The following is an 18,157-nucleotide window of genomic DNA, read 5'->3' as shown; positions in this document are numbered from 1 at the left end:
TCCATGACGCCCGGCGCGCCCGCGACTCAGGGGTACCCCTGAGCCTTACCGACCGTGACCGGCGCGGTGTCCCGTCCCGACCGTCCTCAGCACCGCCCGGGCCATCGACTGCTCGCCCTTGGCGTTCGGGTGCGCGGGCGCGGCGGGTGACGCCGGGGCCAGCGGCTCGATCCAGCGGTCGGCGGGCGCCTTGCACATGTCGTGCCCGACGGTCGGCTTGTACGTGTCGACGTAGCGCGCCCCGCCGAGCAGCGCCTCGACCCGCAGCATCGCGTTGAGCTTCTTCTCCACGTCCCTCAGGTACGGGAAGTCCCCGGCCGCGAAGGGCACGGACGGGAAGCAGCCCACGCCGTCGTCGGGCAGCAGGTCGGGGTAGCCGACCAGGACGACCTCCGCGTGCGGCGCCCTGCTGTGGACCGCGCGCAGCACCTGGGCGATCTTGGGGGCCGTCTTGAGGATGGTCACGGTGAGCTGGTCGACGCCCGTGGCCCGGTAGTGGTCCTTGCACGGGCTGCCCGTGACGTCGGTGACGCTCAGCCCCGCGCAGGTGGCGATGATCGGGCCGAAGCCGACGTCGTTGCCGCCGATCTGCACGGTGACCAGCGTCGTGTCCCGGTGGACGGCGTCGAGCTGCGGGCCGTTGGTGCCCTGCGGCTTCCACATCTCGGCGGTGGTGGCGCCGCCGCAACTCACGTCGGTGAACGACGCGAAGGCGTTCGCGTCGTTCACCAGCGACGGGTAATTGCGGTCGGAGCGCGCGCAGTTGGCGTCGACCTGGGTGGGGATGGCCGGGCCTGAGGTGTACGAGTCCCCGAGCGCGACATAGTGGACGGCCGGTGCCGGGCGCCCGTGCGAGGGCGGGCGGCCTCCTGAGTGGGCCGCCGCGGGCGAGACGGTGGCGGCGGTGAGCGCGAGCGCCCCGCCGAGGGCCGCGGCCACGGTGACGGCGGTGCGCCTGCCGGACGTCCTGCCCCGTACGCTCCCGGTTTCGGTGTCCTTGTCGCCCGCGGTGCCGTTTCCGTTGCCCAGACCTGCGGCCATCGAGCCCTCCCCTGGTGTCGTCATTGACGATGCTCAGGCTCGGGTGTGCTCGCATCGCTGTCAATGGCCCGTCGCTCCCGCGTCGTTCGGGCTTCACGTTCCGTTCCGGCGTCGGTGATGTCGAGGAACACCCGGTCGGCGGTGGGCCACTTGGCGTGGATATCGCGCCGGATGCGCAGGCTGACCTCCTCGACCCGCTCGCTGTCCAGGCCGCCCACCAGGTCGATCCTGGCGGCCACCAGCGTGGAGTCCAGGCCGAGCCGCATGGTGAGCAGTTCCTCGACAGTGTCGATCTCCGTCTGCCCCAGGAGCAGTTCGCGGATGCCGTCGCGCAGTTCGGCGTCGACCGAGACGCCGATGAGCTGGTGGTGGGCGGTGCGGCCGAGGGTGAACGCGACGACCATCAGCAGGGCGCCGATCGCCATCGAGGCGATGGCCTCGCCCAGCGCGTTGCCGGTCGTCATGTGGATGACCATGCCGGCGGCGGCGAACAGCACACCGATCACGGCGGTGCTGTCCTCGGCGAGGACCGTCCGCAGCGCCGGGTCGTCGGCGCCCTCGTCGGACCGGCGCGCCTGGACCACCGCCTTGAGCAGCGAAGCGCCCTCGGCGAGCAGCGCGATCAGCAGGACGGCCAGACCCGCCACGTATCCGCTGCGGGACTCGTCCTCCGTGCCGCCGAGCGCGTGAATGCCCTGGTAGAAGGAGAAGCAGCCGCCGAGCACGAAGATGCCGACGGCGGCGAGCAGCGACCAGAAGTAGCGCTCCTTGCCGTAGCCGAAGGGGTGGTCGCTGTCGGGCGCGCGGCGGCTGCGGCGCAGCGACAGCAGCAGGAACACCTCGTTGAGGCTGTCCGCCACCGAGTGCGCGGCCTCCGAGAGCAGCGCGGGCGATCCGGAGAAGAGGCCCGCGGCGGTCTTCGCGGCGGCGATCACCAGGTTGGCGCCGAGCGCGACGAGCACCGCTCCCTTGGTGCCCTCGTCGCGCTCGCCGCCGGTGTAGTCCGCGCCGGGTTTCGGCGGTCCGGACGCCGCACGGCCGGTGTCCGTGTCACCGGCGTCCGTACCGCTCGCCTCCGTGCCGCCTGCCGCCGTGTCGCCGGTCTCCGTCTCGCCTGCCGCCGTGTCGCCGGTTTCCGTCTCGCCCGTTCCGGTGTGCCCGGAGGGTTCCGGGGCGTCGCCGGTCAGGTCCTGGTCGGTGCTGGTCAGGGTGTGCTCTCCACTCATTCGTGTGTGTGCCCGATCAGCGTCCGGGCCGCGGCGGCGATGGCGTCGGCGTCGATGCCCGCCGCGTGGAGCTGTTCCTCGGGGGTGGCGGAGCCGGGCATGGTGTGGACGGCCAGGCGGGTGAGCAGCGGCATCGGGTGACCGTTGCCGAAGGACTCCAGGACCGCGTCGGCCAGGCCGCCCTCGGGGTGGTGGTCCTCGACGGTGACGAAGCGGCCGGTGGCCCGCGCGGCGGCGCGCAGCGCCTGGGTGTCGACGGGCTTGACCGAGTAGAGGTCGAGCACGCGGGCGCGGATGCCGTCGGCGACGAGCCGGTCGGCGGCGGCCAGCGCCTGGTGCAGGGTGACGCCCGCGCCGATGAGGGTGACCTGGTCCTCGGGGTGCTCGCGCAGCAGCTTGCTGCCGCCGATCGGGAAGTCCTCCTCGGGCCCGTAGATCACCGGGGTGGCCCCGCGGGTGGCGCGCAGATAGCCGACGCCGGTGCGGTCGGCCAGCGCGGCGACGAGCTTGGCCGTCTGATTGGCGTCGCACGGATACAGCACGGTGCTGCCGTGCACCGCGCGCATCATCGCCAGGTCCTCCAGCGCCATCTGCGACGGGCCGTCCTCGCCGATCGCGACACCCGCGTGCGTGCCGACGACGTTGAGGTCCGAGCGGCTGACCGCGGCCATCCGCAGGAAGTCGTGCGCGCGGGTCAGGAACGCGGCGAAGGTGGCCGCGTACGGTGTCCAGCCGCGTACGCCGAAGCCGACCGCGGCGCCGATGAGCTGCTGCTCGGCGATGTAGCACTCCACGTACCGCTCGGGGTGCTCCTTGGAGAACAGCTCGGCCTTGGTGGAGTCGCCGACCTCGCCGTCCAGGACCACGACGTCCTCGCGCCGGGTGCCGAGCGCGGCCAGCGCCTCGCCGAAGGCAGTACGGGTGGCCACGTCCTCGCCGATCCGGTACTCCGGCAGCGCAGCGGACGGGTTCCCGCCGCGCTCGCGCCGCTCGGCGTCCGGCGGACGGCGTACGTGGACCCGCAGGTCGCGTACGCCGCCGAGCTCGCGGATCGCGGCCTCGGCGTCCGGCAGCGGCTTGCCGTGCATGCCCTCGCGGTCCTCGACGGCCGCGACGCCGCGGCCCTTGCGGGTCCTGGCGATGATCGCGGTGGGCGCGCCGCGGTTGGTGCGCGCGGTGGTCATCGCCTCGTCCACCGCGGCGATGTCGTGGCCGTCGATCTCGACGGTGTTCCAGCCGAAGGCGCGGATACGGCGGGTGTAGGCGCCCAGGTCCCAGCCGTGCCGGGTGGGGCCGCGCTGGCCGAGCCGGTTGACGTCGAGGATCGCGGTGAGATTGTCGAGCCCTTCCATGCCGGCGTGCTCGAACGCCTCCCACACCGAGCCCTCGGCCAGCTCGCTGTCCCCGCACAGCACCCAGGTGCGGTACGGCAGGTGCTCCAGGCGCTTGGCGGACATCGCGACGCCGACGCCGATCGGCAGCCCCTGGCCGAGCGATCCGGTGGCGACGTCGACCCAGGGCAGCCGGGGCGTGGGGTGGCCCTCCATGCGGCTGCCGAGCTTCCTGAAGGTCAGCAGTTCCTCGTCGGTGATCGCGCCCGCGGCCTTGTAGGCGGCGTAGAGCAGCGGTGAGGCGTGGCCCTTGGACAGGATCAGGTGGTCGTTGCCGGGGTGGTCGGGGCGGTCGAAGTCGTAGCGCAGATGGCGGGCGAAGAGGACGGCGGCCAGATCGGCCGCGGACATCGACGACGTGGGGTGGCCGGACCCGGCGGCGTCGGCGGCGCGTACCGCGTCCACCCGCAACTGCTGGGCGAGTTCGGTGAGCTCGGCCGTGTCGACCGGTTCGGTGTCGTGCGTGGTGACGTCGTTCATGGCGGCGTCTCTCCCTTCGTGGCGTGGTGGCCGCCTCGTGCCGCCACCCGCTCCCGTGCGTGCCGCTCTTCCTGCTTTCCCCCGCGTTCGGCCGCTGTCCCCCCGCGGTGCGGCTGCCCGGCCCGGGGCCGGACAAACGGGGCGGCGGCGCGGTCTGTCGCGCCCCTGGTGTCGCACCTTCCCCATCAATCGTTACCCGTGCGTAACATGCACGCGAGTTACCTTCGGTAAGTCCGCGTGGTTACTCTCCAGTCACTTCGCATCCGGCGTGTCAGGAGCAGTCCATGAGAGCAACCACAGCGGGTGTCGTCGGCGCGGCGCTGCTCGCCTCCACGGCCCTCGGCCTCGCCCCCGCCGCGACCGCGGCCCCCGCCCCCGCCCCGGCCCCCGTACCGAAGGTGTCCGCCGCCGCGGCCCCGGCCGCCGCGTCGGCCCTGCGCTTCGTCGACATCCCCGGCTCCGGCGGCATCACCCTCAAGGCGAACGTCTACACCCCCGGCGGCTACGACGGCTCGCAGCGCTACCCCGTCGTCGTCCTGCCCAGCAGTTGGGCGATCAACGACCTGGAGTACCTCGCCCAGGAGAAGCTGCTCGCCGACTCCGGCTATGTCGTGGTCAGTTACACCAGCCGCGGCTTCTGGCTCTCCGGCGGCGAGATCGAGACCGCGGGCCCGCCGGACGTCGCCGACGTCTCGAAGGTCATCGACTGGACCCTCGCCAACACCCCGGCGGACCCGGCGCGGATCGGCATGGCCGGTGTCTCGTACGGCGCCGGGATCGGGCTGCTGGGGGCCGCGCACGACCCGCGGATCAAGGCGGTGGCCGCGCTCAGCGGCTGGGCCGACCTCGTCGAGTCGATCTACCAGGGCCGCACCCCGCACCTCCAGGCGGCGGCCCTGCTCGGCGGCTCCGCGTATCTGACCGGCCGCCCCAGCGCCGAACTCCAGTCGATCCTCGCCAATTTCCTCAGCGCGAACCTGGCGTCGGAGGACACCATGATCGCCTGGGCGAAGCTCCGCTCCCCGCTGACCTACGTGGACCGGCTCAACGCCAACCACACCGCCGTCATGCTCGCCAACGCCTGGGGCGACAGCCTCTTCCCGCCCAACCAGTACGCGGACTTCTACGAGAGGCTGACCGGCCCCAAGCGGCTGGAGTTCCGGCCCGGCGACCACGCCACGGCGGAGGCGACCGGACTGCTCGGGCTGCCCAACGACACCTGGACCGACGCCCGCGCCTGGCTCGACCACTATCTGAAGGGCACCGACAACGGGATCGACCGCCAGCCGCCGGTCCAGCTCACCTCCCGCTCCACCGGGGCCTACGAGGGGTACGCCGACTGGTCCTCGGTGCCGTCGCGGACCGAGAAGCTGGCGCTGGGCGCCAAGGGCGCGCGCACCGGGGCGCTCGGCGGCGACGCGGGCACCGGCTGGCACACCACGATCGGCACCGGCGTGGACTCCGGCGCCGACGGCGGCGTCATCTTCCTGTCCAGCCTGCTCGACCAGTTCGCCAAGGCCCCGCCCACCGCGTCGATCCCGCTGCTGCCGCGCGCCTTCGCCGGGGTGTGGCAGTCGCAGCCGTACACCACCGCCCAGCACGTGCGCGGCACGAGCGTGCTGCACACCACGCTCACCCCGTCCGCGGCCAACGGCACGGTGATCGCGTACCTCTACGACGTGGACGCGCTCGGCACCGGCAAGCTCGTCGCGCACGCGCCGTACACCTGGATCGGGAAGACGCCGGGGAAGGCGTTCGGCACCGACATCGCGCTCCAGGCGACGGCGTACGACGTACCGGCCGGGCACCGGCTCGCGCTGGTCGTCGACACCGTCGACCCGCTCTACATCGGGGAGAATCCGGCGTTCGCGACGGTGGGCTTCTCCTCCCCGGCCGGCGACCCCTCGACACTGTCGGTCCCGTTCGACGACAGGTGAACCGCTGAGCGGGACGTCGGGCTCAGATCTCCGGCGGTGTGGCGACCGTGACCGGCACGTCCTTGACCTTGGGGCTGTGCCGTTCACGGCGCGCCAGCCAGTTGGCGAACCACGACAGCAGCATGCACATCCCGATGTAGATCGGCGCGATCACCATCACGACCGGGATGAAGGGCAGGTCGTAGTCGAGGTTGGTGGCGATCAGCTTGCCCGCGTACAGGAACTCCTCGTAGGTGATGAGGTAGCCGAGCGAGGTGTCCTTGAGGGCCACCACGAGCTGGCTGACGATCGCGGGCAGCATCGCGCGGGCCGCCTGCGGCACCAGCACCTGCGCCATCACCTGCGTCTTGCGCATCCCGAGCGCGAAGGCGGCCTCGCCCTGGCCGCGCGGCACCGAGTTGACACCGGCCCTGAACACCTCGGCGAGCACCGAGCCGTTGTACAGCGTCAGGCCGATGACCAGGGCCGTCATCGGCTCCAGCTTGAGGGCGATGAAGATGAAGAAGATCATCACCAGCAGCGGCATCGCGCGGAAGAACTCCACCACCAGCGTGCTGAACCAGCGCACCGGCCGGTGGTCCGAGAGCCGTCCGGCGGCGAAGACCGCGCCGAAGACCAGCGAGAGGACCGCCGCCCAGGCGAACGCCTTCAGCGTGTTGGCCAGGCCCTTGAGCAACAGCCGCTGGATGCCCGCGTAGGCGAAGGGCCGCCACTTCACGGCGGAGAACTGCCCGGTGTCCACGAGCTTGTAGACGACGAAGCCGACCAGCGCGGCGAGCACCGCCGTGGTGAGCCACGCGTACAGCCGGTGCCTGGCCAGCGCCTTGGGCCCCGGAATGTCGTACAGCGCGCTGCTTCCGCTCATCGCGCGACCCCCAGCTTCCGCTCCAGCACGGTGAAGACCGCGCTGATGGTCAACGTGACGATCAGATAGCCGACGGCGATCCAGACGAAGGTCCACACGATGCTGTAGCCCAGTTCGTTGAGCGGCTTGTACGTGCCGAGCAGTTCGGTGACCGAGAAGGACCCGGCGATGGCGGAGTTCTTGGCCAGAGCGATCAGTGTGGAGCCGATCGGCGAGATCACCGCGCGGGCGGCCTGCGGCAGCACCACCAGGCTCAGCGTCTGCGTGAAGGTCATGCCCAGGCTGCGGGCCGCCTCGCCCTGGCCGAGCGGCACGGTGTTGATCCCGGCCCTGACCGCCTCGCAGATGAACGCCGAGGTGTACGCGCCCAGCGCCAGGATCGCGAACACCCGGAAGGGCAGCACCAGTCCGAAGCGCGGCAGGCCGAGCAGCACCGCGAAGAACAGCAGCGTCAGCGGGGTGTTGCGCAGCACCGTCACCCAGGCGGTGCCGAACGCCCGGAGCGCTTTGACGGGCGACACCCGGAATCCGGCGACGATCACCCCGACGACCAGCGAGAGCGCCCCGGCGAGCAGGGTGAGCTGGACGGTGCCCCACAGGCCCTTGCCGAAGAGCGAGTAGTTGTCGGTCAGGACGTTCACGCGGTGTGTCTCCCCCTCAGTACCGGTCGACCGGCGGCGGTACGGGCGCCGGGACCCCGGACAGACCCAGCGTCGCCGCGTACGCCTTCTTCCAGTCGCCGTCGCGCTCGTGCGCCACGATCGCGTCGTCCAGCGCGCCCCGCAGCGCCGTGTCGCCCTTGGCCAGTCCGATGCCGTACGGCTCCTTCGAGAACGGCTTGCCGACCAGCTTCATCTCGTTCGGCGCCTTGGCCGCGTAGCCCAGCAGGATCGAGTCGTCGGTGGTGACCGCGTCGACCTGGTAGGTCAGCAGATTGTCCACGCACACCGAGTACGTGTCGTACGTGACCGGCGTGGCATCGGGGTAGTCGCGCTCGATCCGCTGGATCGGGGTGGAACCGGCCGCCGAGCAGACCTTCTTGCCCTTCAGGTCCTGCGGCCCGTTGATGTCCTTCTCGTCCTTGCGCACCAGCAGGCCCTGCCCGGCCATGTAGTACGGGCCCGCGAAGCCGACCTGCTTCTTGCGCAGCGCGTTGATGGTGTACGTGCCGACGTAGTAGTCGATCTGGCCGTTGCTCAGGGCGGTCTCCCGGTTGGCGGAGGCGATCGGCTTGTACTGCACGCGGTCGGCCGCGAAACCGAGCGAGGCGGCCATCATCTTGGCGATCTCGATGTCGAAACCGGAGTACGTGCCGGTGGCCGGGTCGCGCTCGCCGAGGTACGGCTGGTCGTCCTTGACGCCGACCACGAGCCTGCCGCGCCGGTGGGCGGCCGACCAGGTGGCGGAGGCGGGCAGCGAGAAGTCGCGGTTGACCCGGTAGGCGGGCAGGGCGTCGGCGCGGGGGCCCTTGGCGGGCGGGCTGCCCTGCTTGCCGCAGCCGGTCACAGCGGTCAGCGCGGCCAGCCCGGTCACCGCGGCCAGCGCCGCGAGACGGGCCACGGCCGCCGGGCGCGCCGGGCGGGCGGGCCGGTGAGTGCGTCGCATGGCGGTCCAGGTGCTGATCAGTGGTGCAGGATCTTGGAGAGGAAGTCCTTGGCGCGCTCGCTGCGCGGCGCGGTGAAGAACTCCTCCGGCACCCGGTCCTCGACGATCCGGCCGTCCGCCATGAAGACCACCCGGTGCGCGGCGGACCGGGCGAAGCCCATCTCGTGGGTGACCACGACCATGGTCATGCCCTCCTCGGCGAGCTGCCGCATCACTTCCAGCACCTCGTTGATCATCTCGGGGTCGAGGGCCGAGGTGGGCTCGTCGAAGAGCATCGCCTTGGGGTTCATGGCCAGTGCGCGGGCGATGGCCACCCGCTGCTGCTGGCCGCCGGACATCTGCGCGGGGAACTTGTCCTCGTGCCCCACCAGGCCCACCCGGTCCAGCAGTTCGCGGGCCTGCCGCTCCGACTCGGCCTTGCCCCGGCCGCGCACCTTGACCGGCGCGAGCATCACGTTCTGCAGGACGGTCTTGTGCGCGAAGAGGTTGAAGGACTGGAAGACCATGCCGACATCGGCGCGGAGCCGGGCCAGCTCGCGGCCCTCGGCGGGCAGCGGCACGCCGTCGATGGTGATCGTGCCCGACTCCACGGGTTCGAGGCGGTTGATGGCCCGGCACAGCGTGGACTTCCCGGAACCCGAGGGACCGATGATCACGACGACCTCGCCGCGGCCGATGGTCAGATCGATGTCCTTGAGCACGTGCAGCGGGCCGAAGTGCTTGTTGACTCCGCGCAGGACGATCAGGGGTTCCCGGGTCATCCGCGCGCTCAGCCCAGCACGCGATGGACGAGGGTGTCGCGTTCGGTCTGCGGGATCGCGGTCCAGCGCATGCCGCGCAGCGCGCCCTCCAGCGCGAGCAGCGTGTGCGTGCAGGCGTCTTCCGGCAGTTCGGGCCGGATCTTCTCGAAGGCGCGGCCGGAGCCCAGCCGTCGCAGTTCGCCCGCGTCGTCGACGCCCGCGCGGCGCAGGCGGTCGGCCAGGACCGACCCGATGTTCGGGAGCTGCTGAAGGGAGTCCACGTCGTGCCTCCGGTACCGAGCTGGTGGGGACTGGTGCGAAAAGGGGGACCTTCGGCGCCATCATGCACGTCCTCTAGTGCCCTGCGCGGCCATCGCGTGGTGACACGCCCTGGACCGCACCCCACTGTGTGGTGATGACCACTGGATCGGGTGACAGCCGCACCGCCGTACGGGCTCAGTCTTCCGACGACTCCGCGAGCACCTGGGACAGTTCGGGGCTGCCGCTCTCGGCCCAGGCGTGGCCGATCGCCACGGTGTCGATCTCGCGGCCGGACGCGAGCCGCACCACGGGCTGGCCGTTGGGCAGGATCTCCCACGCCGCGTCGGGGACCGTGAGCACCATGACGGTGCCGAGGTAGAGACCCGCGTCGTTGCCGAGGTCCGACAGCACCTCTTCGTCGTCCCGCCAGCTCGGCGCCAACTGGTCGAGGGCGGCGAGCGATTCGGGGGTGTCGTCCAGGTCCACCCCGTCGTCGGCGGCGCGGGCGCGCAGCAGTTCGCACTCGCCGAGCAGTTCCGCGACGCCGGTCGCGTCGGGGGCGCCGTCGGTGTACACGGCGAAACCGCGGGCGACGCCGTGTCTTCTGCGCCACTTGCCGATCAGGGGGATGTCCATGCGGTCAGCGTCGCACCTGCCGTGCCGCCGCGACCACAGGCGCGCGTGCCGGGACCGGCCGCCGGAGCGCCCCCGCGCGCCGCGGCGGCCCCCGGTCAGACCTCCAGGTCCACCACGACCGGCGCGTGGTCGGAGGCGCCCTTGCCCTTGCGCTCCTCGCGGTCCACGTACGCGTCGCCGACGGCCTTGGCGAACGGCTCGTTCCCGTACACCAGGTCGATCCGCATCCCGCGGTTCTTGGGGAAGGCGAGCTGCCGGTAATCCCAGTACGTGTACGGGCGGTCGTACTTCAGCGGGCGCGGCATCACATCGGTGAGGCCGGTCTCGCGCAGGGCGGCCAGCGCGGCGCGCTCGGGGGCGGTGACATGCGTCTGGCCCTCGAAGACCGACAGGTCCCACACGTCCTCGTCCACCGGCGCGACATTGAAGTCGCCGAGCACCGCGAAGGGCCGCGGACCGGCCGCGTCCTGCGCGACGGCGGCGCGCAGCGCCTCGAACCACTGGAGCTTGTACGCGTAGTGCGGGTGGTCGACCTCACGGCCGTTGGGCACGTAGACCGACCAGAGACGGACCGCGCCGCAGGTCGCGGAGACCGAACGCGGCTCGTGCACGCCCTCCCAGTCGGGTCCGCCGGGCAGGCCCTCGACCACGTCCTCCAGGCCCACGCGGGAGACCAGCGCCACCCCGTTCCACCTGCCGGTGGCGTGCACCGCCGACTCGTACCCCAGCTCGCGCAGCTCGTCGCGCGGGAACTGCTCGGCGGTGCACTTGGTCTCCTGGAGGCACAGGACGTCGGTGCCGCTGCTCTCCAGCCAGGCGAGCAGCCGCGGAAGGCGGGCGGTGATCGAGTTGATGTTCCAGGTCGCGATGCGCATGCTCCCCAACCTAACCGGTGGGTCCGACAGTGACCCGGTGGCGGCGCTGCTACGCCTGCGTGCTGTCGCCGGGCGCCAGCCGTACGTGGTCGGCGCCGCCGAGGCCGCCGATCTGCGTGTCGTAGATCGGCCGGGCCAGGTCGGTCAGCAGCGCGTCGTGCACGTCGATGGCGCGGCGCGGCTTGACCTCGCGGACGTAGTCGATGACCTCGGAGATCTTGCTCCAGGGGGCCTGCACGGGCAGCAGCAGGGTGTCCACGGCGGCGCCCGGCAGGGTCAGCGCGTCACCGGGGTGGAAGAGCGAACCGTCGATCAGGTAGCCGACGTTGGTGATCCGCGGGATGTCCGGGTGGATCACGGCGTGCAGCTCGCCGTGCACCTGGACGTCGAAGCCCGCGGCGGTGAAGGTGTCGCCGTCGCCGACGGTGTGCACGCGGCCGGGGAAGGCCGCGGAGACCTCGTCGGCCACCGCGCGCAGGGTCCACAGCTCCGCGCCCGGATTGGCTTCGAGCCCGGCGCGCAGCCGGTCGGCGTTGAAGTGGTCCAGGTGCTCGTGCGTGACCAGGATGACGTCGGCGCCGACCGCCGCGTCCTCCTCGCTGAAGGTGCCCGGATCGATGACGAGCGTGCGCCCGTCCTTCTCCAGCCGGATGCAGGCGTGGCGCTTCTTCGTGAGCTTCACAGGGTCCGTCCTCGGCAGCGCGTTCTGGCTTCTCTGGTACTCGGGTGCTGGGGTTCTCGGATGCTGGGTTCTCGGATGCTGGGCGTTTCGGATGCTGGATCTTCGGATGCTGGGTCTTCGTGCTGGGCGTTTTCCGGTACGCCTCCATCTTGCTACGGGTGCGCCCCGGTCTCCTGCCGGATCACCGTACGCGCGGTGTCCACCGCGGCCCTGGCGGCGGGCAGGCCGCAGTAGAGCGCGGTGTGCAGCAGGACCTCCTCGATCTCCGCCGGGGTCAGGCCGTTGCGCAGCGCCGCCCTGGTGTGGTCGGCCAGCTCCTCCAGCCTGCCGGTGGCGGTCAGCGCGGTCAGCGTCACGCAGCTCCTGGTGCGCCGGTCGAGGCCGGGCCGCGACCAGACCTCGCCCCAGGCGTAGCGGGTCAGGAAGCTGTCGAAGTCGGCGCCGAAGTCCTCGGCGCGGGCCAGCGCCTGGTCGACCTCCGCGTCACCGATCACCTCGCGCCGTATCCGCAGCCCTTCCTCGTACGTGTCGGGCGCCACCGCGGCGGGCGGCGCGGCGACGGCCTGCGGCGGTACGACGGGGGCCGGGGGTACGGCGACGGAGCCGGTCGACACGGACACCGGCTCGGTCCACACGCTGCCGAAGTGCGTCGCCAGCAGGTCGCCGACGGCCACGGGCTCCTCGACGGGCGCCAGGTGGCCGGTGGCCGGGACGACCGCGAGCCGGGCGTCCGGTATTCCGGCGACCAGCAGCCGGGCGTCGGCGGGCGGGGTCTCGGTGTCGTCGGCGCCCGCCACCACCAGCGTCGGCACCTTGATGCTGCCGAGCGCGTCCCGGATGTCGAAGGCGGCCAGCGCCTCGCACCCGGCGATGTAGCAGTCCGCGTCGGTGGTCCTGACCATCTGCACGGCCCAGTCGGTGATCGCGGGCTGGGTGGCGAGGAAGGGGCCGGTGAACCAGCGCTCGGGGCTGGCCAGCGCCGTGCGGTCCAGGCCGTTGGCGCGGACCACGACGCCGCGCTGCCGCCACACGTCGGCGGTGGCGTACCGCGCGGCGGCCGAGACCAGGGCGAGGGCGGCGACCCGGTCGGGGCGCAGCAGCGCGAGCCGGGCGCCGATGGCGGCGCCGAGCGAGCAGCCCGCGTAGCCGAAGGTGTCGACGCCCTCGTCGTCCAGGACGGCGAGCAGCCGGGCGGCCAGGTCGTCGACCGAGGCCGCGGGGTGCGCGGGCGCGCCGCCGTGGCCCGGCAGCTCGTAGCGCAGCACCCGCCACTGCTCGGTGAGCGCCGGGAGCTGCCGGTCCCACATGTGCCAGGTGGCGCCGAGGGCCGGGCCCAGGATCAGGACGGGGGCGTCGGCCGGGCCGTCGAAGCGGTGCTGAAGGGGGGGCCGCGGGTCCAGATCGCCGTCGGTCGAGTCGCTCATCGCCTCACGCTACCGAGTGGAGTGTGTGCTTCCGAAATCCGAGTGGCCCGCTTCCGCGGGCCCGCGAGGACTGTCATGGGCCATCGTTGTCATCGCCCCTGACATCGGCGCCCCGCCGCCGTCATCCCTTGAAGCCGTGCCGGAAGTTGACGGTGGAGACCGCGTACACCGTGGGGACGTCCGGGTCGGTGAGGTCCACCACGATGTTGCGGTCCGGTTTGTCGCCGGCCTGGTGCATGCTGATGCCCACATACGTGCGGCCGGTGAGGAAGTCCCAGCCCGCCGTCCTGGCCTGCGCGGCGGTGATCGCGTCCTTGCCCCCGCGCAGCACGTTCCGGGCGCTGCCGACCTGCGCGAGGAAGGTGTCCAGGCCGCCGGAGGTGGTGGTGAACTGGACGTACAGCGCGCTGGTGTCCCAGGAGTTGGTCTCCAGGTAGCCGGGGCCCGTGGTGCCGTCGGGGAAGGGCAGTTGGTATATCTGCCGCTGGAGGATGGTCGGAACGGCCAGCTCCAGATGGCTGAGGGCCGCCTCCTTCTGCTTGGTGACCCCGCTGTCCCGGCTCTGCTCGGCGGAGATCAGCACGTACCCGATCGGTACGAGGACGAGCAGCGGGACGACGGTCCAGCGGACCCAGCGCGGCGGGTTCCGCGGCGGCGGTGCGAGCCGCGCCCGGCCCGCGTCGCCGTCCGCGGGCGGTCCCCCGTCGGACTCGGGGCCCGGCTCCAGGGTGTCCTGGTCGAAGGGTGTGGTGGTCACGACTGGGCTCCCTGCCGTCCGTAGACGCGGCCGTAGCGTTCGTACCGCTCGACGCGGCGGCGGGTGGCGCGGCGGAAGCGGCGGGCGACCAGCCGGGCCAGGTCGGCGGCGCCGACCATACCGGCCTCGGGGCCCAGCTCGGCCTTGGCGATCCGCGCCTCCGGCCGGTAGCCGCGGCCGGTGAGATTGCGCCGGAAGGCGTCCCTGGCCGGGTTGATCAGCAGGTCGTCGGCGGCGCTGACGCCGCCGCCGATGACGAAGCAGGACGGGTCGAGGGCGGCGGCGAGGTTGGCGATGCCGATGCCCAGCCACTGGCCGATGTCCTGGAACAGCTCGACGCACATCGCGTCGCCCTCGCGGGCCAGCTCGGTGATGAGCGGTCCGGTGATCTCGCTGATGCTGCCGCCGACCCGGTCGATGATCCCGTAGGCGACCGGGGAATCCGCGGCGGCCATCTCGCGGGCCTCCCTGACCAGCGCGTTCCCCGAGCTGTACTGCTCCCAGCAGCCGCGGTTGCCGCAGGCGCAGCGGTGGCCGCCCTGCACCACCTGCATATGGCCGAACTCGCCCGCGACGCCGTAGCGGCCCCTCTTGACCTGGCCGTCCTCCAGGATCGCGCCGCCGATGCCGGTGCCGAGGGTGATCATCACCAGGTCGGCCTCGCCGCGCCCGGCGCCGAAGCGCCACTCGGCCCAGGCCGCGGTGTTCGCGTCGTTGTCGACCATGACGGGGACCAGCAGGCGCTCGGCGAGCCGGTCGCGCAGCGGCTCGTCGCGCCAGGACAGGTGCGGGGCGAAGAGCACCCGCGAGCGGTCGGCGTCGACCCAGCCCGCCGCCCCGATGCCGACCGCGTGCACGTCGTGCCGCTCCGACAGGTCCAGGACCAGCTCGACGATGGTGTCCTCGACGACCTTGGGGCTCTTGGACTTGTCGGGCGTCTCGGTGCGGATCTTCTCCAGGATGACCCCGTCCGCGTCGACCACCCCGGCCATCACCTTGGTGCCGCCGATGTCGATACCGACGGTGGGGACGCGGGGCGCGGTCAGATGCGAGCGCCTCTCGCGGCGGCCGACGGTCTGGAGCACCGTCGCCCTGGCGGCGCCGCCGCGGTACACACGTTCACGATTGGCACTCAAGCGGAGGTCTCCGGGTCGGTCGCCGGTGGTGTGGTGGTCGTCCGGCGCATCAGTTCGTGGGTCAGCTCGTCCAGCTCGCTGCCCCCGGCCATCTCTCGGGTCAGCTCGTCCAGCGTAATGTCCTTCTTCAGGTGGCTGCCCGACATCGCGCCTCGCTTGAGCAGAATGAACCGGTCACCGACCAGATACGCGTGGTGCGGATTGTGCGTGATGAGTACCACACCGAGCCCCGCGTCGCGCGCGGCGGCCACGTATTTCAGCACCACACCCGACTGCTTGACGCCGAGGGCGGCCGTCGGCTCGTCCAGGACCAGCACCTTCGCGCCGAAGTGCACGGCGCGGGCGATGGCCACGCACTGGCGCTCGCCGCCGGACAGGGTGCCGATCGGCTGGTCGACGTCGCGCAGGTCGATGCCCATCCGCAGCAGCGCCTGGTGGGTGGTGGCGCGCATGGCGGCCACGTCGAGCCTGCGCAGCGGGCCGCGGCCGAGGGTGGGCTCGGAGCCGAGGAAGAAATTCCGCCAGACCGGCATCAGGGGGACCACCGCCAGGTCCTGGTAGACGGTGGCGATGCCGCGGTCGAGCGCCTCGCGCGGCGAGCTGTGCCGTACGTCCTCGCCCTCGATGGCGTAGCGGCCCGTGTCGTGCTGGTGCAGCCCGGCGATGATCTTGATGAGGGTGGACTTGCCCGCGCCGTTGTCGCCGAGGACGCAGGTGATCTCGCCCGCGCGCACTTCGAGGGAGACGTCCCGCAGCGCGCGGACGTTCCCGTACGACTTGGAGACGTCGGTCAGCTCGACCAGCGGGGCGCCGGCGGGCGCGGGGACCTTGTCGAGGACGGGTTCTGCGCTCATGCCGCGGCCTCCGCCCGCTTGCGGACCCAGGCGTTCAGCAGCGTCGCGAGCAGCAGCATCGCGCCGAGGAAGAACTTGAACCAGTCCGGATTCCACTGGGCGTACACGATGCCCTTGTTGGTCATGCCGAAGATGAACGCGCCGACCGCCGAGCCGATGGCGCTGCCGTATCCGCCGGTCATCAGGCAGCCGCCGATGACGGCCGCGATGATGTACAGGAATTCGTTGCCGACGCCCTCGCCCGACTGCACCACGTCGAACGAGAACAGCAGGTGCTGTCCCGAGATCCAGGCGCAGAAGGCGACCGCCATGTACAGGCCGATCTTGGTACGGGCGACGGGGACGCCGACCGCGCGGGCCGCGTCCGCGTTGCCGCCCGCGGCGAAGATCCAGTTCCCCGCGCGGGTGCGCAGCAGCACCCAGGTGGCCACGGCGACCAGGCCGAGCCACCACAAGATGGTGACCTGGAGGTCGACGGAGCCGATCGTCCAGTGCGAGGCGAACAGGTCGCGGGCGGTCGGGAAGCCCTCCATGTCGGCGATCGTCTTGGTGGAGACGGTGCCGCTGATGAGCTTGGTGAAGCCCAGATTGAGGCCGGTGAGCATCAGGAAGGTGCCCAGCGTGATGATGAAGCTGGGCAGTTTGGTGCGCACGAGCAGGATGCCGTTGAAGAAGCCGATGGCGAGGGTGACCAGCAGCGACACCCCGACGCCGACCCAGACGTTCGCGGTCATCTGGTAGCTGAACATCGAGGAGACCAGCGCGGAGCTGGTCACCAGGACACCGGCCGACAGGTCGAACTCGCCGCCGATCATCAGCAGCGCCACGGGGACGGCCATGATGCCGATCGTGGAGGACGCGTACAGCACCGTGCCGAGGCTGGACGCCCGCAGGAAGGCGTCGGCGACGACGGAGAAGAAGACGAAGACGGCGACCGCGCCGACGACGGAGCCCAGCTCGGGCCTGGCCAGCAGGGCGCGCACGACGGATCTCGGCGCCAGCCGCTCGTCGTCCACCGGGCTCACCAGCAGGTCGGGGGCGCCGCCGTCCGGGGTGCGCGTGCTCTGCCCGCTCAACGGGTGCCCCGCTTGGTGTACGACAGCAGGGCTTCCGCGTCGTCCTTGGTGACGATCTGCGGCCCGGTCAGGACGGGCTGGCCGCCGCCGAGGGTGTCGCCGTTGTAGCGGTACAGCCACAGCAGGTCGATCGCCTCGTAGCCCTGGAGGTACGGCTGCTGGTCGACGGCGAAGCCGATGGTGCCCGCCTTGAGGGAGGCGGCGACCTGCGCGTTCAGGTCGAAGGTGTCGACCTCGGCGGAGGAGCCCGCCTGGTCCTTGGCCTTGACCGCGGTGGCCGCGAAGGGCGCGCCGAGGGTGACGACGGAGTCGATGCTCTTGTCGGCCTGGAGCTTGGCCTGGACGGCGGACTGCACGTCGGGCATGTTCGTGCCGTCGACGTAGAGGTTGTCCATCGTCCCGGAGAAGGTGGCCTTGGCGCCCGCGCAGCGCTGCTCGTGGCCGACGTTGCCCTGCTCGTGGAGCACGCACAGGGCGTGCTTCCTGCCGCGCTTGTTCAGCTCGTCGCCGACCGCGCGGCCCGCGATGGTCTCGTCCTGGCCGATGTGTCCGAGCGTGCCGAATTCCTTGGACTCCTGCGAGCCGGAGTTGATCGTGATGACCGGGATACCGGCCTTCTCCGCCTTGAGCACGACGGCCTTCATCGCGTCGGGCTTGGCGAGCGTGACGATCAGCCCGTCCACGTGCTGGTCGATGGCGGCCTGGACGAGCTGCGACTGCTCGTTGGCCTGGTCGCTGTTGGAGTAGAGGAACTTGATGTTGTCCTTGTCGGCGGCCTGCTTGGCGCCGCTCTGGACGATGTCCCAGAAGGTGTCGCCCGCGCCGGAGTGGGTGACCATCGCGAAGGTCCAGTGCGGGGTGTTGACGGCGGAGCCGTTGGCCGCGGCCTGCTTGGCCCGGTCCTCCGCGCGCTTGCCGCCGGTGCTGCTGCACCCGGCCAGGCAGACCGCGCCGAGCACCGCCGCCGTCAGCACGCCCACCACCCGTGTTCCCGCCCTTGCCATCGCCACGAGGCCCTGCCTTTCCCTGCGGTTCCTGTTACTGCCGGGATGAGAGTGTTGCGAGCGACCATCCCGGCGGCCCAAGTATCCGTCAAGGGGTACGGCGCGATGCCCGGCGGGCCGGTGCGGCGGGTTGGCGGGGGTGCGGTAGAGGGCGCCTTCCCGGGGTC

General features: G+C 71.6%; 18 protein-coding genes. 1 reads left to right on the top strand and 17 read right to left on the bottom strand.

The window, feature by feature from the left end; all coding sequences use genetic code 11:
* Positions 1-45: 45 nt before the first annotated feature.
* The 3 genes from ACZ4EF_RS10160 to ACZ4EF_RS10150 form a co-directional block, all read right to left on the bottom strand.
* On the bottom strand, positions 46-1,041 hold the full coding sequence (locus tag ACZ4EF_RS10160; protein WP_467346352.1) for an SGNH/GDSL hydrolase family protein: 996 nt from the start codon (positions 1,039-1,041) through the stop codon (positions 46-48).
* 20 nt (positions 1,042-1,061) lie between these two features.
* Positions 1,062-2,003, bottom strand: coding sequence for a cation diffusion facilitator family transporter (locus tag ACZ4EF_RS10155; RefSeq protein ID WP_467503967.1), 942 nt, complete (start codon positions 2,001-2,003; stop codon positions 1,062-1,064).
* A gap of 260 nt (positions 2,004-2,263) precedes the next feature.
* Positions 2,264-4,138: a transketolase gene (locus ACZ4EF_RS10150; RefSeq protein ID WP_355339077.1), complete on the bottom strand. Its 1,875-nt coding sequence runs from the start codon at positions 4,136-4,138 to the stop codon at positions 2,264-2,266.
* A 284-nt stretch (positions 4,139-4,422) separates the two neighbouring features.
* Between ACZ4EF_RS10150 and ACZ4EF_RS10145 the strand changes: the two genes are divergently transcribed.
* Positions 4,423-6,075, top strand: a complete 1,653-nt coding sequence (locus tag ACZ4EF_RS10145; protein ID WP_467503791.1) for a CocE/NonD family hydrolase — start codon at positions 4,423-4,425, stop codon at positions 6,073-6,075.
* Positions 6,076-6,097: 22 nt separating this feature from the next.
* Here the strand turns inward: ACZ4EF_RS10145 and ACZ4EF_RS10140 are convergent, their stop codons facing one another.
* The 14 genes from ACZ4EF_RS10140 to ACZ4EF_RS10075 form a co-directional block, all read right to left on the bottom strand.
* A complete protein-coding gene (locus ACZ4EF_RS10140) occupies positions 6,098-6,940 on the bottom strand; it encodes an amino acid ABC transporter permease (protein ID WP_401311582.1) in 843 nt (280 codons plus the stop codon).
* Entirely contained in the window at positions 6,937-7,581 is a 645-nt protein-coding gene (locus ACZ4EF_RS10135; RefSeq protein WP_391049513.1) for an amino acid ABC transporter permease, read from the bottom strand. Before ACZ4EF_RS10135 ends, ACZ4EF_RS10140 begins: the two co-directional genes overlap by 4 nt.
* A gap of 16 nt (positions 7,582-7,597) precedes the next feature.
* A complete protein-coding gene (locus tag ACZ4EF_RS10130; RefSeq protein ID WP_355339066.1) occupies positions 7,598-8,545 on the bottom strand; it encodes a glutamate ABC transporter substrate-binding protein in 948 nt (315 codons plus the stop codon).
* Between the two features lie 17 nt (positions 8,546-8,562).
* Entirely contained in the window at positions 8,563-9,306 is a 744-nt protein-coding gene (locus ACZ4EF_RS10125) for an amino acid ABC transporter ATP-binding protein (protein WP_188285421.1), read from the bottom strand.
* A gap of 8 nt (positions 9,307-9,314) precedes the next feature.
* The gene (locus ACZ4EF_RS10120) at positions 9,315-9,566 is read right to left on the bottom strand and encodes a TfoX/Sxy family DNA transformation protein (RefSeq protein ID WP_188285422.1); all 252 of its coding nucleotides are present in this window, start codon (positions 9,564-9,566) and stop codon (positions 9,315-9,317) included.
* Positions 9,567-9,741: 175 nt separating this feature from the next.
* Positions 9,742-10,182: a DUF6278 family protein gene (locus tag ACZ4EF_RS10115; protein ID WP_355339062.1), complete on the bottom strand. Its 441-nt coding sequence runs from the start codon at positions 10,180-10,182 to the stop codon at positions 9,742-9,744.
* A 95-nt stretch (positions 10,183-10,277) separates the two neighbouring features.
* A complete protein-coding gene (locus ACZ4EF_RS10110) occupies positions 10,278-11,057 on the bottom strand; it encodes an exodeoxyribonuclease III (RefSeq protein WP_355339059.1) in 780 nt (259 codons plus the stop codon).
* Between the two features lie 49 nt (positions 11,058-11,106).
* Positions 11,107-11,739 (bottom strand): MBL fold metallo-hydrolase, encoded by a 633-nt coding sequence (locus ACZ4EF_RS10105; protein ID WP_401311591.1) that lies wholly within the window; start codon positions 11,737-11,739, stop codon positions 11,107-11,109.
* Positions 11,740-11,891: 152 nt separating this feature from the next.
* The gene (gene pcaDC / locus ACZ4EF_RS10100; protein WP_391049506.1) at positions 11,892-13,163 is read right to left on the bottom strand and encodes a bifunctional 3-oxoadipate enol-lactonase/4-carboxymuconolactone decarboxylase PcaDC; all 1,272 of its coding nucleotides are present in this window, start codon (positions 13,161-13,163) and stop codon (positions 11,892-11,894) included.
* A 121-nt stretch (positions 13,164-13,284) separates the two neighbouring features.
* Positions 13,285-13,920, bottom strand: coding sequence for a hypothetical protein (locus ACZ4EF_RS10095; RefSeq protein ID WP_355339051.1), 636 nt, complete (start codon positions 13,918-13,920; stop codon positions 13,285-13,287).
* A complete protein-coding gene (locus ACZ4EF_RS10090) occupies positions 13,917-15,056 on the bottom strand; it encodes an ROK family glucokinase (protein ID WP_355339048.1) in 1,140 nt (379 codons plus the stop codon). Before ACZ4EF_RS10090 ends, ACZ4EF_RS10095 begins: the two co-directional genes overlap by 4 nt.
* Entirely contained in the window at positions 15,053-15,910 is an 858-nt protein-coding gene (locus ACZ4EF_RS10085; protein WP_391163625.1) for an ATP-binding cassette domain-containing protein, read from the bottom strand. The genes ACZ4EF_RS10090 and ACZ4EF_RS10085 overlap by 4 nt, the downstream gene beginning before the upstream one ends.
* Positions 15,907-16,941, bottom strand: coding sequence for an ABC transporter permease (locus tag ACZ4EF_RS10080; protein ID WP_391163763.1), 1,035 nt, complete (start codon positions 16,939-16,941; stop codon positions 15,907-15,909). Before ACZ4EF_RS10080 ends, ACZ4EF_RS10085 begins: the two co-directional genes overlap by 4 nt.
* A 41-nt stretch (positions 16,942-16,982) precedes the next feature.
* Positions 16,983-17,990, bottom strand: coding sequence for a sugar ABC transporter substrate-binding protein (locus tag ACZ4EF_RS10075; protein WP_391049589.1), 1,008 nt, complete (start codon positions 17,988-17,990; stop codon positions 16,983-16,985).
* Positions 17,991-18,157: the final 167 nt, after the last annotated feature.

The sequence above is a fragment of the Streptomyces sp. NPDC025721 genome, assembly GCF_055558595.1.
This window is presented reverse-complemented; position numbering and strand designations above follow the sequence as displayed.

What these genes read in the sequence shown, in the direction of transcription:
- ACZ4EF_RS10140 (WP_401311582.1), bottom strand. Translation starts at nt 6,940, where the DNA reads ATGAGCGGAAGCAGCGCGCTGTACGACATTCCGGGGCCCAAGGCGCTG.
- pcaDC (WP_391049506.1), bottom strand. Translation starts at nt 13,163, where the DNA reads ATGAGCGACTCGACCGACGGCGATCTGGACCCGCGGCCCCCCCTTCAG.
- ACZ4EF_RS10110 (WP_355339059.1), bottom strand. Translation starts at nt 11,057, where the DNA reads ATGCGCATCGCGACCTGGAACATCAACTCGATCACCGCCCGCCTTCCG.
- ACZ4EF_RS10145 (WP_467503791.1), top strand. Translation starts at nt 4,423, where the DNA reads ATGAGAGCAACCACAGCGGGTGTCGTCGGCGCGGCGCTGCTCGCCTCC.
- ACZ4EF_RS10075 (WP_391049589.1), bottom strand. Translation starts at nt 17,990, where the DNA reads ATGGCAAGGGCGGGAACACGGGTGGTGGGCGTGCTGACGGCGGCGGTG.
- ACZ4EF_RS10115 (WP_355339062.1), bottom strand. Translation starts at nt 10,182, where the DNA reads ATGGACATCCCCCTGATCGGCAAGTGGCGCAGAAGACACGGCGTCGCC.
- ACZ4EF_RS10130 (WP_355339066.1), bottom strand. Translation starts at nt 8,545, where the DNA reads ATGCGACGCACTCACCGGCCCGCCCGCCCGGCGCGCCCGGCGGCCGTG.
- ACZ4EF_RS10160 (WP_467346352.1), bottom strand. Translation starts at nt 1,041, where the DNA reads ATGGCCGCAGGTCTGGGCAACGGAAACGGCACCGCGGGCGACAAGGAC.
- ACZ4EF_RS10125 (WP_188285421.1), bottom strand. Translation starts at nt 9,306, where the DNA reads ATGACCCGGGAACCCCTGATCGTCCTGCGCGGAGTCAACAAGCACTTC.
- ACZ4EF_RS10150 (WP_355339077.1), bottom strand. Translation starts at nt 4,138, where the DNA reads ATGAACGACGTCACCACGCACGACACCGAACCGGTCGACACGGCCGAG.
- ACZ4EF_RS10085 (WP_391163625.1), bottom strand. Translation starts at nt 15,910, where the DNA reads ATGAGCGCAGAACCCGTCCTCGACAAGGTCCCCGCGCCCGCCGGCGCC.